The organism is Ruegeria sp. SAZD011 (assembly GCF_059612545.1).
Genome location: NZ_JBXWQU010000031.1, coordinates 48,498 through 63,028, shown reverse-complemented (window position 1 = coordinate 63,028; position 14,531 = coordinate 48,498). Strand labels below are relative to the sequence as shown.

The window sequence follows — 14,531 nt, the reverse complement described above, 5'->3', positions numbered from 1 at the left end:
GCTGAATTATGACTTCTCACGGGGGCAGCCGAACACTCATGGCGCGTTTCATCTTCATCACCGGCGGTGTCGTTTCTTCGCTTGGCAAGGGTCTGGCCTCGGCCGCATTGGGCGCATTGCTGCAAGCGCGCGGATTTTCCGTCCGCCTGCGCAAGCTCGACCCCTATCTGAACGTCGATCCGGGCACCATGTCGCCCTTTGAACATGGCGAGGTCTTCGTCACCGATGACGGTGCCGAGACCGACCTGGATCTCGGCCACTACGAACGCTTCACCGGTGTGGCGGCGCGCAAGACGGACTCGGTCAGCTCTGGCCGGATCTATTCCAACGTGCTGGAGAAGGAACGCCGCGGTGATTACCTCGGCAAGACCATCCAGGTCATTCCCCACGTCACCAACGAGATCAAGGATTTCATCTCGATCGGCGAGGACGAGGTCGATTTCATGCTCTGCGAGATCGGCGGTACCGTCGGCGATATCGAGGGCCTGCCCTTCTTCGAGGCGATCCGCCAGTTTTCCCAGGACAAGCCGCGCGGCCAGTGCATCTTCATGCACTTGACGCTGCTGCCCTATATAAAGGCGTCCGGCGAGCTCAAAACCAAGCCCACCCAGCACTCGGTCAAGGAACTGCGCTCGATCGGTATCGCGCCCGATATCCTCGTCTGCCGCTCCGAAGGCCCGATCCCGCAGAAGGAACGCGAGAAACTGGCGCTCTTCTGCAACGTCCGCCCCGAGGCGGTGATCGCCGCGCAGGATCTCTCGACCATCTACGACGCGCCGTTGGCCTACCACGCCGAAGGGCTTGATCAGGCGGTGCTGGACGCGTTCCAGATCAGCCCGGCGCCCAAACCCGACCTGACGAAATGGGAAGACGTCAGCGACCGCATCCACAACCCCGAAGGCGAGGTCAAGGTCGCCATCGTCGGCAAGTACACCCAGCTGGAAGACGCCTATAAATCCATCGCCGAGGCGCTGACCCATGGCGGCATGGCCAACCGCGTGAAGGTCCGGATCGAATGGGTCGATGCCGAGATCTTCGACCGCGAGGATCCCGCGCCCTATCTCGAAGGCTTCCACGCGATCCTGGTCCCCGGCGGTTTTGGCGAACGCGGCACCGAGGGCAAGATCAAGGCGGCGCAATATGCCCGCGAACACCAGGTGCCCTATCTGGGCATCTGCCTCGGCATGCAAATGGCGGTTATCGAGGCGGCGCGTAACGTCGCGGGCATGGCCAGCGCCGGATCCGAAGAGTTCGACCACGAGGCCGGCGCCAAACGGTTCGAGCCGGTAGTCTATCACCTCAAGGAATGGGTGCAGGGCAACTACAAGGTCAGCCGCAAGGTCGACGACGACAAGGGCGGCACCATGCGGCTCGGCGCCTATGACGCGGTGCTGGCCGAAGGCTCGAAAGTGGCCGAGGTCTATGGCACCTGCAACATCGAGGAACGCCACCGCCACCGCTACGAGGTGGATATCAAGTACCGCGACAAGCTGGAAAAGGCGGGGCTGCGCTTCTCCGGCATGTCGCCCGACGGGCGCCTGCCCGAGATCGTGGAATGGGCGGACCACCCCTGGTTCATCGGGGTTCAGTATCACCCCGAGCTGAAATCGAAACCCTTTGCGCCACATCCGCTCTTTGCCGATTTCGTGCGCGCCGCCAAGGAAAGCTCGCGCCTGGTCTAAGCGAAAGATGGGGGCTCTGCCCCCGTCGCCTTCGGCGCCTCCCCCGGGATATTTTCAGCAAGAGGAAAGTACAGGGTGCAATCCTGCTTCTTTCTGGTTCGAAATACTCCGGAGCGCGAGGCAGCGCCTCGCATGCCGCGCCGCAGGCGCGAAAACAGACGGGCGCGCCGCAGGCGCTCATTTTGTGAACAGTCAGGCGGCCTCGCCCCAGGTTTCGGTCAGAACCCGCATCCAGTTGCTCCAGCAGATGCGCTCGATCCGGGCGGCGGGATAGCCGTGCCGCTCCATTGCCTCGATCAGGGCCGGCAACTTGTCGACCGAATTGAGCCAGCCAGGCGGCGTGCAGCCATCGTAATCCGAGCCGATTGCCACGCCCTCCTCGCCCAGCCTGCCCAGCAAGTGGTCGAATTGCGCCATCAGCCACGCTGCGGGTATGTCATCGTCTGGGCGCCCATCAGGGCGCAGGAAGGTGGATTCGAAATTCACCCCCGCCAGGCCTCCGCTCTCGGCCATGATCCGCAGTTGTTCATCGGTCAGGTTGCGCGCATGCGGTACCCGTGCATGGGCGTTGGAATGGGTCGCCACCAGCGGGCGCGTCGATATCGCCGCCACGTCACGGAAGCCGGCCAGGTTCAGGTGGCTGAGATCGACCAGGATCCGCATCTCGGCGCAGCGCGCGATCAGGGCGCGGCCGCGCTCGGTCAGGCCCGGCCCGATATCGGGGCCGGAAGGATAGCAGAACGGCACACCGTGACCAAAGGCGTTGGGCCGGCTCCAGACCGGCCCGAGCGAGCGCAGACCCAGCGCGTATAGCTCCTCGAGTTCATAGAAATCGGAGCCGATTCCCTCGGCCCCTTCCAGATGCAGGATTGCGGCCAACAGCCCCTCGTCCCGAGCCCGCGCGATCTGGCCAGTGCTGGTACAGATCCGCAGCGCGCCTGCCTCTTCCAGCGCCACCAGCGTGTCGGCCTGGGCCCGGATCATCTCCCAGGCCTGCGGTTCGGGCACCGGTTCGGGCAGAGGCAGATCGTATTCCGGGCCCAGCGCGCTGAAATCCGTGGCACCGTCAGAGCGCGCCCAAAGCGCGAAGAAACCGCCACCAAACCCGCCAGCCCGGGCGCGCGGCAGGTCGAGTTGCCCCGGCAGCCCGGTCAGGAACCCACCCGCGGCAGCCCTGCCGCCGGCGCGGGCGAGCTCGGTCAAGACATCGTTATGGCCATCGAAGACAATCATGCCAGCAAGTTTGCCCGATTTCCGCGCCTGCACAAGCGGGATTGCATCGCCGCGCGTTGCGGGCCACCCTGCGGCCTGAACGACGAGGAGACAATCATGCCCAAAGGATACTGGGTCGCCCATGTGGATGTGGACGACATGGAGATCTACAAGAGTTATATCGCGGCCAACGCGGCGCCCTTTGCCGAATATGGCGCCCGGTTCCTGGTCCGTGGTGGCGGGCGCGAGACGCGCGAGGGCCAGGCCCGCGCGCGCACCGTGGTGATCGAGTTTCCCAGCTATGAGGCGGCGCTGGCCTGTTACGACAGTCCCGGCTATCAGGCGGCCAAGGCCCTGCGTGACCCGGTCTCGACCGGCGATCTGGTTATCATCCAAGGCTATGACGGGTAGAACACGCTTGGCCAGACGCAACATATGGGATAGATTGCGCCCATGCTGAAAAAGTTCCTTCAGGCCTTTCGCCCGCCTTCTCCATCGCCGCTGCCCGACCCCGATGCCGAGCTTGCGCTGGGTGCGCTTCTGGTGCGCGTGGCCAAGGCGGACCGCGAATACCAGGTCGAGGAGATCAGCCTGATCGACCGGATCCTGGCCCGGCTCTATGGTCACAACGCCATAGAGGCGGCCAAGGTGCGCGCAACCTGCGAAAAGCTGCACGCCGCCGCGCCCGACACCGATACCTTCGGCAAGCTGATCCGCGAGACCACGGGCCTCGAAGAGCGGCTTGCCGCGCTGGATGCGCTTTGGGAAGTGGTGCTGGCCGATGGCCTGCAACGCGAGGGTGAGCTGAAGATCGTCGAAGAGGCACGGATTGCCATGGGTCTCAGCCGCAAGGACAGCGACGGCGCCCGCGACCGCATACTGGCGCGCGCGGGCTAGGTCCGTCGCCACCAACGACCAGACCCGGATGGAGTCGCCATGTTCCGAGAGTTTCTGACCCGGCTGACACAGCCGCAGCCCGCGCCGCTTGACGATGGCGATGCGCGTCTGGCGCTGACCGCGCTCTTGGTGCGGATCGCCCGCGCGGACAATGACTATGCCCAGGCCGAGCGCGACCGGATCGACCGGATCGCAGCCGCCCGCTATGGGCTGAGCCCGTTCGAGGCGGCGCAGCTGCGCGCCCGCGCCGAAGAGCTGGAGGCCGAGGCGCCCGACACCGTCCGCTTCACCCGCGCCATCAAGGAAGCCGTCGCCTATGAGGAGCGCCGGGCCGTGGTCGAGGCGCTTTGGTCGGTGGTACTGGCCGATGGGGAACGCGCCCAGGAAGAGGATGCGTTGTTGCGGCTGGTGGCGAACCTGCTGGGCGTCAACGACCGTGACTCGGCCCTGGCACGGCAAAAAGCGGCAAGCCGATGACCGCCATGCTGGGCATGTATGACATGCCGCCCCTGCGCGCCGCCAATGACCGGTTCTGGGCCTTGGTCCGCGCCGAACTGGGATATGGCCCCGAAACGCTCGACCGGACGCGCGATGTCTGGGCGATCTGGCGCGATCCCGAACTGGTGCTGGCGCAGACCTGCGGCATGCCCTATCGCACCCGGTTGCATGGCCATGTGCAACTGGTGGGCACTCCCGATTACGGGCTGCCGGGCTGCGCGCCGGGGCATTACCGCTCGGTCTTTGTGGCGCGGATCGACGATAGGCGCGACCTGACCGCGCTGGCAGGTGGCACCTTTGCCTATAACGAGGCGCTGTCGCAATCGGGCTGGGCGGCGCCTGTAACCCATCTGCAAGGGGCCGGGCTGGCCCCTGCCGCGCTGCTGGAAAGCGGCGCGCATGCGGCCTCGGCCGCGGCCGTGGCCGAGGGGCGGGCCGATCTGGCGGCGCTGGATGCGCTGACCTGGACGTTGCTTTGCGAACACACCGATCTGGGTGCGCGGCTGCGTGAGGTGGCCCATACAACGCCCACCCCGGTGCTGCCCTATATCACTGCGCCGGGACGGGATGCCGCCGCTATTGCCGCCGCCGTCCGGACGGCGATTGCGAATCTGGACCCGGCCGATCGTGCGGCACTGCATCTCAAGGGGCTGGTTGACATTCCTGCCTCGGCTTATCTGAGCGTCCCCAATCCGCCGGCACCGTCTGCTATTTGTTCCGCAGACTGATCATTTCGTCGGGTTAACCGGTACAAACCGTCGATTTGAACATTGCAATGTGTCGGTTTTTCCGACCTAGTACCGCCCTAACACGCAAAACAAGACATCGGGACAACACGTGACAGAGACTGCCCCCGTCATCCAGATCAAGAACCTGCACAAGAGCTTTGGCCAGCTCGAAGTCCTCAAAGGTGTCGATATCACCGCCCATCGCGGGGACGTGGTGTCGTTGATCGGCTCATCGGGATCGGGCAAATCCACGCTGCTTCGTTGCTGCAACCTGCTCGAGGACAGCCAGCAGGGCGAGATCCTGTTCAACGGCGAACCGGTCCGCTGGACCGGCAGCGGCAGTTCCCGCCGCCCGGCCGACCCCAAACAGGTGTTGCGCATCCGCACCAACCTGAGCATGGTGTTCCAGCAGTTCAACCTGTGGGCCCATATGACCATCCTGCAAAACGTGATGGAGGCGCCGATCCACGTGCTGGGCCGCGACCGGGCCGAGGTCGAGGAGAGCGCGCGGCGCTATCTCGACAAGGTGGGGATCGGCGACAAATGCGACAATTACCCGGCCCAGTTGTCGGGTGGCCAGCAGCAGCGCGCCGCCATCGCGCGCGGCCTGTGCATGGAGCCGCAGGCGCTGTTGTTCGACGAGCCGACCTCGGCGCTCGACCCCGAGTTGGAGCAGGAAGTCATCAAGGTGATCCGGGACCTGGCCGCCGAGGGCCGCACCATGATCATCGTCACCCATGACATGAAGATGGCCGCCGATATCTCGTCCCATGTCATCTTCCTCCACCAGGGGCTGGTCGAGGAAGAGGGGACCGCCGAAGATATCTTTGCAGCGCCGAAATCCGAGCGTTTGCAGGGCTTTCTTTCCGTCACCAAGGCCGCATAATCAAAATACCAACGACAATGGGAGTCTCTCAATGAAGAAACTGATTCTGACCACTGCCGCGCTGGCGCTGACCGCTGGCATGGCCATGGCCGATACCGTGCGCATGGGCACCGAGGGCGCGTATCCTCCGTACAACTTCATCAACGACGCGGGTGAAGTCGACGGGTTCGAGCGCGAACTGGGCGACGAGCTGTGCAAGCGCGCCGGCCTGACCTGCGAGTGGGTCAAGAACGACTGGGATTCGATCATCCCCAACCTGGTGTCGGGCAACTACGACACCATCATCGCCGGCATGTCGATCACCGACGAGCGTGACGAGGTGATAGACTTCACCCAGAACTACATCCCGCCGACCGCCTCGTCCTATGTCGCCGCCTCTGATGGCGCCGACCTGTCGGGCATCGTCGCGGCCCAGACCGCCACCATCCAGGCCGGATACATCGCCGAAAGCGGTGCGACGCTGGTGGAATTCGCAACCCCTGAGGAAACCATCGCCGCCGTCCGCAACGGCGAGGCCGATGCGGTCTTTGCCGACCGGGACTATCTGGTTCCGATCGTCGAAGAATCGGGCGGCGAGCTGATGTTCGTGGGCGATGACGTGCCGCTGGGCGGTGGCGTCGGCATGGGTCTGCGCGAAAGCGACGGCGAGCTGCGCGGCAAGTTCGACGCGGCCATCACCTCGATGAAAGAGGACGGCACGCTGAACACGATGATCAAGAAATGGTTCGGCGAAGACGCCGCCGTTTACGAATAAACCCTGCGGGCGGGCCTGCCGATCGCGGCAGGCCCGATCCCATGCGGCCACCATTGCCGCGCCCTGCCCCGCAAAGGCCCGCCGATGTTCTCCTACTGCACCGATCCCGACACGCTGGACACGGTCCGCTGGTTCTCCTGCTTTCTGACCAACGGCGTGCACCTGTCCTTCTACATGTCCTTCCTCAAGGTTCTGGTCCTTCTGCTGGTCACCGCCCCGGTGGCGCTGGCGGTGGGCTTTGCCGGGGCCATGGCCACGCGGGCCACGCTGCCGCCGCTGCGCTGGCTGGGCGAGGGCTATATCGCGATCATGCGCGGCGTGCCCGACATTGCCTTCTTCCTGTTCTTCGTGATCGCGCTGGATCAGGCGTTCGAATGGACCCGGCATCAGATCCTGTGCCCCGACTGGACCGATCCGATCCGGCAGGGCAACGATTTTCTGGTCTGCCCCGATGCCAAGCTGCCGCTGGGCCGGGCGGCGGAATGGGTGCATCAGACCTATTCCTTTTTCCTGGCCGTGGTGACCTTTGCCATCGTGTTCGGCGCCTTCGCGGCCAACGTGTTGCGCGGTGGCATGCGCGCCGTGCCCCATGCCCAGCTTGAAACCGCCGCCGCCTATGGCATGTCCCGGCGCCAGACCTTCTGGCGCATCCTGGTGCCGCAGATGTGGATCTATGCCCTGCCCGGCCTGTCGAACCTGTGGCTGATCCTGATCAAGGCAACCCCGCTGCTGTTCCTGCTGGGGATCGAGGATATCGTCTATTGGGCGCGCGAGATTGGCGGCACCAAGACCTCCAAGTTCACCGACTATCCCCATGGCGACTGGCGCATGTGGTATTTCCTGTTCCTGCTGGTCTTCTACCTGAGCTTCACCCGCATCTCGGAAATTCTGCTTGAGAGGCTGACCGTCCGCCTCAGCCACGGCCAGGCCACCACCGGCGGTGAGGCCCTACGCAAGGAGGCCGCGGCATGAAATCCTGCATCGACACCATCCAGGACTATGGCCTGCGCGCGATCGGTATCGGCGAGCGACTGTTGCCACGGTCCGACTTTACCCTGTGCGAGCAGTTCACCCTGATCGGCTCTGGCATGATCTGGAACATCTATTTCGGCCTGATGGCGCTGGTCACCGGCTATTTCCTGGCCGTCACCCTGGCACTGGGCAAAAGCGCGTCCAACCCCTGGGCGCGGAAACCGGCGGAATGGTTCATCTTCATCTTCCGCGGCTCGCCCCTCTTCATCCAGTTCTTCTTTGCCTATTTCTTCTTCCTGTCGCTGAAGAAGAGCTATCCGATGTTCGACATGCTGACCTCGGCCTGGGCGGGTGCGCTGATCGTGCTGTTCTTGAACACCGCCGCCTATTCTGCCGAGATCTTCTATGGCGCGCTGCGCACGATCCCCAAGGGCGATGTCGAAGCCGCTGACGCCTATGGCATGAGCGGCTGGCCCCGCTTCCGCCGCATCGTCTGGCCCACCATGATGCGGCTGGCATGGCCCGCCTATACGAACGAGGCGATCTTTCTGTTTCACGCCACCACGCTGGTGTTCTTTTCGGCCTTCCCGGCCTGGCAACAGCGTGGCGATGCGCTGTATTACGCCAGCTATTTCGCGGACAAGACGTTCAACCCGTTCGTCCCCTACCCGATTCTCGCCTTTTATTTCATCCTGCTGACCCTGGCGGTGGTGGGCGTGTTCGGTGTGATAAACACGCGGCTGAACCGGCACCTGCCCGCCGAACGCCGGCCCAAGATGCGCCTGCGCCCCAACCTGATGCGGTGACCCTTTCCCGTGGGGGTCACGGGGTGCTGGTCTGGCTGCTACTCCCAACCTGCCGCCTTGGCTGTCTGGACATGGTTTGATCCGGGACCGGTCTCCCATGACACGCGGTCGGACAAGACCGTGGAAATATCGCTTGCCAGCCCCCCATGGCTAGTAGTAGAAATTTGATCAAATCTAACAGACATCGCGTGAGAAGGGCCCATGCAAGCCAAAAACTGGCTGCGGAAGAACCCGCAGGTAAGAACAATTCGTGTGGCCGCTGCCGACCTGAACGGCCAGCCGCGCGGCAAGCGCGTGCCCGGACGTTTTGCTGACAAGGCGATCGAGGGCGGCACCCGCTTTCCATTGTCGGTGATGAATCTCGACATCTGGGGCGAGGATATCGAGGACAGCCCGCTGGTGCTGGCCTCGGGTGATCGCGACGGTGTTCTGCAACCGACCGAGCGCGGTTTCATGCCGATGCCATGGCTCGACACGCCCACCGGCCTGCTGCCGATCTGGATGTTCCACGAAGATGGCCGCCCTTATGAGGGCGACCCGCGCCACGCATTGAACACCGTGGTCAAACGCTACAGGGCGCGCGGCCTGAAACCGGTCGTCGCGGTGGAGCTGGAATTCTTTCTGATCGACGACAGCGGACGCCATTTGCAAGTGCCGCAATCACCGCGCTCGGGCAAGCGGCGCAAGGCGGGCGAGATCCTGTCGCTGCGCGCACTGGACCAGTTTGATCATTTCTTCACCGAGCTTTACGACGCTTGCGAAGTCATGGATATCCCCGCCGATACCGCCATTTCCGAGGCAGGCGTCGGCCAGTTCGAGATCAACCTGATGCATCAGGACGACGCCCTGCGCGCCGCTGACGATGCCTGGTTGTTCAAGATGCTGGTCAAGGGCCTGGCCCGCAAACACGGCTTTGCCGCCAGTTTCATGGCCAAACCTTACGAGGATTATGCCGGTTCTGGGATGCACATGCATTTCTCGGTTCTGGATGAAGAGGGCAACAACATCTTTGACGACGGCACCGAGCGCGGCAGCGACACCATGCTGCATGCGGTGCGCGGTTGCCTGGACGCGATGTCCGGCAGCACGCTGATCTTTGCCCCCCATGACAACAGCTATGCCCGGCTGGTCCCCAATGCCCATGCCCCCACTGGCATCGCCTGGGCCTATGAGAACCGCACCGCCGCCATTCGCATCCCCTCGGGCAGCCCGGTCGCGCGCCGGATCGAACACCGGGTCGCGGGCGGCGACGTCAATCCCTATCTGATGATCGCGGCGGTTCTGGGCGCGGCACTCAACGGAATCGAGGATGGCAAGATGCCGCCCGAACCAATCTCGGGCAATGCGTACAAGGCGGATCTGCCCCAGATCCCCGATCGTTGGGACGCAGCGATTGACGCATTCGAATCCGACCCGGCTGTCGCGCGGATTTTCGCGCCCGAGCTGATCCGCAACTATGTCATGACCAAGCGGCAGGAGTTCCGCTATTTTCAGGAGATGACCGAGAAGGAAAAAACCGAAGTCTATCTGGACACGGTCTGACCTGATCACGACATGGGCACTGCCGGAGCCCCGATCCGGCAAGTTTGATGACTGGTGACACATGAAGATCGGTATTCTCCTCACGGGCCACGCCCCGGATACGCTCATCGACGCGACCGGCGACTATGACGCGTTCTTTGTCCGCCTGCTGGGGCCACAGAGTTTTGAGTTTGAAACCTTTGCGGTGGTGGACGGTCAGTTCCCCAGCAGCGCCGAGGCCGCCGACGGCTGGCTGATCACCGGCTCGCGCCACGGCGTGTACGAGGACCACCCCTGGATCCCGCCGCTCGAGGCCCTGATCCGCGAGATCCGCGACAAGGGTCAACCTCTGATCGGCGTGTGCTTCGGCCACCAGATCATCGCCCAGGCCCTGGGAGGCAAGGTCGAGAAATTCAAAGGCGGTTGGGCCATCGGCCCCACAGAATACGACATGGGCGGCGAGCAGGTGACGGTGAATGCCTGGCACCAGGATCAGGTCGTGGCCCTGCCAGACGGGGCCGAGGTTCTGGCCTCGAACGACTTTTGCCGAAATGCGATGGTGGCCTACGGCGACACCATCTGGACCATTCAGGCACATCCGGAATACGACAACGAGTTCATCGGCGGGCTGATCCGGACCCGTGGTCGCGGCGTGGTGCCCGACCCTGTACTCGACGACGCGACCGGGCGGCTCGACAGCCCGCTCGACAGCCCCGCCATCGGCAAGCGCATGGCGGAATTCTACAAGAAAGCGAGGGCCTGACATGGCCGACTGGACAGAAAATCTCCCCGAGGCCGCGCAGGCCTATCTGGAAAACCGCCGCCTGGACGAGGTGGAATGCATCATCTCGGACCTGCCCGGCATTGCCCGCGGCAAGGCGGTTCCGGCAAGCAAATTTGCGCGGCAGGACTATTTCCACCTGCCCGACAGCATCTTTTACCAGACCATCACAGGTGACTGGGGCGATGCCGCCGGAGACGAGGGCTTTATCGAGCGGGACATGATCCTGCGCCCCGATTACTCGACCGCGACCGCTGCGCCCTGGACCGGCGACTGGACGTTGCAGGTGATCCACGACGCCTATGACCGCGACGGCGACCCGATCCCGTTCAGCCCGCGCAACGTGCTGAGACATGTGGTCTCGCTCTATCATGCGCAGGGCTGGAAACCGGTCGTGGCCCCCGAGATGGAATTCTATCTGGTGGCCCGCAACCTGGACCCGGCCAAGGAAATCGAGCCGATGATGGGCCGCTCGGGCCGTCCCGCCGCCGCGCGGCAGGCCTATTCGATGACCGCGGTCGACGAATTCGGCCCGGTGATCGACGACATCTATGACTTTGCCGAGGCTCAGGGCTTCGAGATCGACGGCATCACCCAGGAGGGCGGCGCCGGCCAGCTGGAAATCAACCTGCGTCACGGCAGCCCGGTGCGGCTGGCCGACGAGGTGTTCTACTTCAAGCGGCTGATCCGCGAGGCGGCGCTGCGCCACAACTGTTTCGCCACTTTCATGGCCAAGCCGATCGAGAACGAGCCGGGCAGCGCCATGCATATCCACCATTCGATCGTGGACATGGAAACCGGCGAGAACATCTTCTCGGGCCCGCAGGGGGGCGAAACCGACGCCTTCTATCACTTCATCGCGGGTTTGCAGAACCACCTGCCCTCGGGTCTGGCGGTAATGGCACCCTATGTGAATTCCTATCGCCGCTACGTGAAGGACCATGCCGCGCCCATCAACCTGGAATGGGGCCGCGACAACCGCACCACCGGCATTCGCGTGCCGCTCTCCGGCCCCTCGTCGCGGCGGATCGAGAACCGGCTCGCGGGCATGGATTGCAACCCCTATCTGGGCATCGCGGTCTCGCTGGCCTGCGGCTATCTAGGCCTGATGGAAGAGGCGCGCCCGCGCAAGCAGTTCCGGGGCGATGCCTATGACGGCGAGGGCGACATCCCGCAGGTGATGGGCGACGCGCTGGACATGTTCGACGAGGCCAAGGCCCTGCACCAGGTGTTGGGCCCCGAATTCGCCCGCGTCTACAGCATCGTCAAACGCGCCGAGTACAACGAGTTCCTTCAGGTGATTTCGCCTTGGGAACGCGAGCATCTTCTGCTGAACGTCTGATCAGCGGCCGATTGTTCTCCCCGTGATGCGGGAAGGGCTTGCCCTTCCCGTTTTTTTTGCGGCGTCCGCGCATCGTGCTGGTCCGGTTCGAGCCCATAGCGGCCGAGCCTCTTCCGAAGAATAATGTCTGATTTCAATTTTTTAGTGGAAGTGGACTCCTGCATCTACTCCGATACTCTGCCCGGTAGTTGTCCGAGACTTGCAAAAGTAGACAACTTGAGAAGCAACATCGTCGATCTCGGTAAAGCTCTTCAGTGCGGCCCTGTCCCGCCAGATATCGTAGCCTGCGTTGTCGGCACCCGGCTTGGGACCACCACCTCCCAAGGCAGTTTCAACCATTAGTCCAGGTGCAACGCAGTTTACCGTGACATCTGGTGCCAAAGCTGCGGCTAAGAACCGAGTGAGGGGGACAACGGCCGCCTTGCTTGGGGCAAATATTCGGTCCTGATACCAATCACCATGACCGAGCGTAGACCCAATGTTCACGACGCGGCCCCATTTAGAGGCCCGCAGGTGGGCAGCGGCAGCACGTACAACCAGATATGGCCCCCTTACATTTACCATCATCATTTCATCCCAGATTTCAGGAGTGAATGCTTCTAGGTCGCCGGGCTCTATCGAGTGTCCACCCGACGCTATTGCCGCGTTATTGACGATAATGTCTAATGATCCCAGATCGGCGACGACCTTGGTTACGGCGTTCTTGATCGACGCGGGATCTGTTTGATCCACCTGAACGGCAAGCGCCGATCCACCAGTGGCTTCAATTCGCTTCCTTACCTCTTCAGCCCGTTCTTGGCCTCGACAATAGCCAATCGCGACTTGCACACCCTCGTCAGCGAGAAGGGTGCAAATTCGAGAGCCAAGCCCTCCACTCCCACCTGTGACAAACGCTACCGCTCCGGAGATTTCCATATCAGGATCCTCTTCTGACTATCCGGTCAGATTATATCAGAAGGGGCTTGGAGTCTCTTCATCACAAGCCATCCCGAAGCGGGCCTTGGAACTCTAGACAGGACAGTCCGGAAAGTCCGCATCGCGAACCAGCACGATTTGCGGAACCGATTTCCCCTGCTCGGCGGATTTCTGTATCTCCGTTCAGGATTTTCTTGGCTCTGTTACACAACTGATTTACAATTTTGAAAGGTTTAATTCGGGAATACCAAATATGACACTGCCGCCCAACGTTCACGACGCCGAACCCATCCCCGCCGCCGCGCGCGAGGCCATCGACGCGCTGATGCAATCGGGTGACCTGTTCCGCTATACCGCTCCGCAGGATGCGCCGGTTGCCCTGCTCGAAGCAGAGTTTGCCGACCTGCTGGGGTCGAAATACGCGCTGGCGGTGTCCTCGTGCTCGGCGGCGCTGTTCCTGTCGCTCAAGGCCTTGGGCCTGCCGCGCGATGCGCGAGTGCTGATCCCCGGCTTCACCTTTGCCGCCGTACCCTCGTCGGTCGTACATGCCGATTGCCTGCCGGTCCTGTGCGAGGTCGGCGCCAATTACCGGATCGACATAGCCGATTTCGAAGCCAAGCTGGACGGCGTGCAGGCGGTGATCATCAGCCATATGCGCGGTCATACTTCGGACATGGACGCGATCATGGCGCTCTGCGAAGCGCGTGGAATACCGGTGGTCGAGGACGCGGCGCATTCGCTGGGCACCACATGGCACGGGCGCAATATCGGCACCATCGGCCTGGTCGGCTGTTTCTCGTTCCAGTCCTACAAGATGATCAACGCGGGCGAAGGCGGCATCCTGGTGACCGACGACGCCGATCTGGTGGCGCGCGCAGTGATCATGTCGGGCGCCTACGAGCATAACTGGAAGAAGCACAAGGGGCCCGAGGGGCAGAACTCGCCCGAACTGGCCGAGGCCTTTGCCCGCTGGCAGAACAAGCTGCCGCTTTACAATCTGCGTATGTCCAACCTGAGCGCTGCGGTGATCCGCCCGCAAATCCCCGAACTGGCCCGCCGGGTGCGCGACGGGCTGGTCAATCACGACTATGTGGCGGGTCGCTTGAACACGTCCCCCTTCATCGACGTCCCTGCCCCGCTCGCCCCGGAACGGCGCGCGCCGGATTCGATCCAGTTCAACCTGATCGGGCTTGACGAGGCCGAAACCCGCGCCTTTGCCGCCGCGGCCGAGCGGCGTGGGGTCAAGGTGCAGGTCTTTGGCCTGAGCGAGGATAATGCCCGCGCCTTCTGGAACTGGCAGTTCCTGGGCGATGTGCCCGAGCTGCCCCAGACCCGCGCCATGCTGATGCGCGCCTGCGACGTGCGCCTGCCGGTGCGGCTGAGCCGGGCAGAACTGGACGTGATCGCCGATATCCTGCTGGCCGCAATGACCGAGGTCACCGGCCCTGCCCGCGCCTATGGGACCTGAGGCATAGATTTTCCTAGGAAAATCGCCGCCGTTTTGTTGGAATGGGCTTGCCCGTTCCAACAGAGCCGC

At 63.2% G+C, this 14,531-nt stretch carries 15 protein-coding genes; 13 read left to right on the top strand and 2 right to left on the bottom strand.

Going from position 1 to position 14,531, the window contains the following annotated elements; translation table 11 throughout:
- The first annotated feature begins 38 nt into the window (after positions 1-38).
- Complete coding sequence (gene pyrG / locus AC2FLM_RS16330; RefSeq protein WP_234137791.1) at positions 39-1,682, top strand: CTP synthase; 1,644 nt, start codon at positions 39-41, stop codon at positions 1,680-1,682.
- Between the two features lie 192 nt (positions 1,683-1,874).
- Here pyrG and AC2FLM_RS16325 read toward each other — a convergent pair whose 3' ends face one another.
- Positions 1,875-2,915, bottom strand: a complete 1,041-nt coding sequence (locus AC2FLM_RS16325) for a dipeptidase (RefSeq protein WP_496859156.1) — start codon at positions 2,913-2,915, stop codon at positions 1,875-1,877.
- Between the two features lie 96 nt (positions 2,916-3,011).
- On the opposite strand from AC2FLM_RS16325, the gene AC2FLM_RS16320 reads away from it, so the two are divergent.
- The 11 genes from AC2FLM_RS16320 (at position 3,012) to AC2FLM_RS16270 (ending at position 12,079) form a co-directional block, all read left to right on the top strand.
- Positions 3,012-3,305, top strand: coding sequence for a DUF1330 domain-containing protein (locus tag AC2FLM_RS16320; protein WP_234144819.1), 294 nt, complete (start codon positions 3,012-3,014; stop codon positions 3,303-3,305).
- Between the two features lie 42 nt (positions 3,306-3,347).
- Positions 3,348-3,791: a tellurite resistance TerB family protein gene (locus AC2FLM_RS16315; protein ID WP_234144818.1), complete on the top strand. Its 444-nt coding sequence runs from the start codon at positions 3,348-3,350 to the stop codon at positions 3,789-3,791.
- A gap of 39 nt (positions 3,792-3,830) precedes the next feature.
- Positions 3,831-4,268, top strand: a complete 438-nt coding sequence (locus AC2FLM_RS16310; RefSeq protein WP_234144817.1) for a tellurite resistance TerB family protein — start codon at positions 3,831-3,833, stop codon at positions 4,266-4,268.
- Positions 4,265-5,017 (top strand): phosphate/phosphite/phosphonate ABC transporter substrate-binding protein, encoded by a 753-nt coding sequence (locus AC2FLM_RS16305; RefSeq protein WP_496859155.1) that lies wholly within the window; start codon positions 4,265-4,267, stop codon positions 5,015-5,017. The genes AC2FLM_RS16310 and AC2FLM_RS16305 overlap by 4 nt, the downstream gene beginning before the upstream one ends.
- A gap of 109 nt (positions 5,018-5,126) precedes the next feature.
- On the top strand, positions 5,127-5,903 hold the full coding sequence (locus AC2FLM_RS16300) for an ABC transporter ATP-binding protein (RefSeq protein WP_234137785.1): 777 nt from the start codon (positions 5,127-5,129) through the stop codon (positions 5,901-5,903).
- Positions 5,904-5,934: 31 nt separating this feature from the next.
- On the top strand, positions 5,935-6,657 hold the full coding sequence (locus tag AC2FLM_RS16295; protein ID WP_234184122.1) for a transporter substrate-binding domain-containing protein: 723 nt from the start codon (positions 5,935-5,937) through the stop codon (positions 6,655-6,657).
- An 84-nt stretch (positions 6,658-6,741) separates the two neighbouring features.
- Positions 6,742-7,629, top strand: a complete 888-nt coding sequence (locus AC2FLM_RS16290) for an ABC transporter permease (protein ID WP_234137783.1) — start codon at positions 6,742-6,744, stop codon at positions 7,627-7,629.
- Positions 7,626-8,435 carry an ABC transporter permease gene (locus AC2FLM_RS16285; RefSeq protein ID WP_496859154.1) on the top strand — a complete coding sequence of 270 codons (810 nt, stop codon included), beginning with the start codon at positions 7,626-7,628 and terminating at the stop codon, positions 8,433-8,435. The genes AC2FLM_RS16290 and AC2FLM_RS16285 overlap by 4 nt, the downstream gene beginning before the upstream one ends.
- Positions 8,436-8,636: 201 nt before the next feature.
- The gene (locus tag AC2FLM_RS16280; protein WP_496859153.1) at positions 8,637-9,977 is read left to right on the top strand and encodes a glutamine synthetase family protein; all 1,341 of its coding nucleotides are present in this window, start codon (positions 8,637-8,639) and stop codon (positions 9,975-9,977) included.
- 61 nt (positions 9,978-10,038) lie between these two features.
- A complete protein-coding gene (locus AC2FLM_RS16275) occupies positions 10,039-10,719 on the top strand; it encodes a type 1 glutamine amidotransferase (protein WP_496859152.1) in 681 nt (226 codons plus the stop codon).
- 1 nt (position 10,720) lies between these two features.
- On the top strand, positions 10,721-12,079 hold the full coding sequence (locus tag AC2FLM_RS16270) for a glutamine synthetase family protein (RefSeq protein WP_496859151.1): 1,359 nt from the start codon (positions 10,721-10,723) through the stop codon (positions 12,077-12,079).
- 141 nt (positions 12,080-12,220) lie between these two features.
- On the opposite strand, the gene AC2FLM_RS16265 is transcribed toward AC2FLM_RS16270, so the two are convergent.
- Positions 12,221-12,994 carry an SDR family NAD(P)-dependent oxidoreductase gene (locus AC2FLM_RS16265; protein WP_496859150.1) on the bottom strand — a complete coding sequence of 258 codons (774 nt, stop codon included), beginning with the start codon at positions 12,992-12,994 and terminating at the stop codon, positions 12,221-12,223.
- A gap of 253 nt (positions 12,995-13,247) precedes the next feature.
- Here AC2FLM_RS16265 and AC2FLM_RS16260 point away from each other — a divergent pair, with 253 nt between their 5' ends.
- A complete protein-coding gene (locus AC2FLM_RS16260) occupies positions 13,248-14,462 on the top strand; it encodes a DegT/DnrJ/EryC1/StrS family aminotransferase (protein ID WP_496859149.1) in 1,215 nt (404 codons plus the stop codon).
- Positions 14,463-14,531 lie beyond the last annotated feature (69 nt).

Excerpts from the sequence above, each read along its gene's own strand:
- pyrG (WP_234137791.1), top strand. The coding sequence starts at position 39 with ATGGCGCGTTTCATCTTCATCACCGGCGGTGTCGTTTCTTCGCTTGGC.
- AC2FLM_RS16325 (WP_496859156.1), bottom strand. The coding sequence starts at position 2,915 with ATGATTGTCTTCGATGGCCATAACGATGTCTTGACCGAGCTCGCCCGC.
- AC2FLM_RS16320 (WP_234144819.1), top strand. The coding sequence starts at position 3,012 with ATGCCCAAAGGATACTGGGTCGCCCATGTGGATGTGGACGACATGGAG.
- AC2FLM_RS16315 (WP_234144818.1), top strand. The coding sequence starts at position 3,348 with ATGCTGAAAAAGTTCCTTCAGGCCTTTCGCCCGCCTTCTCCATCGCCG.
- AC2FLM_RS16310 (WP_234144817.1), top strand. The coding sequence starts at position 3,831 with ATGTTCCGAGAGTTTCTGACCCGGCTGACACAGCCGCAGCCCGCGCCG.
- AC2FLM_RS16305 (WP_496859155.1), top strand. The coding sequence starts at position 4,265 with ATGACCGCCATGCTGGGCATGTATGACATGCCGCCCCTGCGCGCCGCC.
- AC2FLM_RS16295 (WP_234184122.1), top strand. The coding sequence starts at position 5,935 with ATGAAGAAACTGATTCTGACCACTGCCGCGCTGGCGCTGACCGCTGGC.
- AC2FLM_RS16290 (WP_234137783.1), top strand. The coding sequence starts at position 6,742 with ATGTTCTCCTACTGCACCGATCCCGACACGCTGGACACGGTCCGCTGG.
- AC2FLM_RS16285 (WP_496859154.1), top strand. The coding sequence starts at position 7,626 with ATGAAATCCTGCATCGACACCATCCAGGACTATGGCCTGCGCGCGATC.
- AC2FLM_RS16280 (WP_496859153.1), top strand. The coding sequence starts at position 8,637 with ATGCAAGCCAAAAACTGGCTGCGGAAGAACCCGCAGGTAAGAACAATT.
- AC2FLM_RS16275 (WP_496859152.1), top strand. The coding sequence starts at position 10,039 with ATGAAGATCGGTATTCTCCTCACGGGCCACGCCCCGGATACGCTCATC.
- AC2FLM_RS16270 (WP_496859151.1), top strand. The coding sequence starts at position 10,721 with ATGGCCGACTGGACAGAAAATCTCCCCGAGGCCGCGCAGGCCTATCTG.
- AC2FLM_RS16265 (WP_496859150.1), bottom strand. The coding sequence starts at position 12,994 with ATGGAAATCTCCGGAGCGGTAGCGTTTGTCACAGGTGGGAGTGGAGGG.
- AC2FLM_RS16260 (WP_496859149.1), top strand. The coding sequence starts at position 13,248 with ATGACACTGCCGCCCAACGTTCACGACGCCGAACCCATCCCCGCCGCC.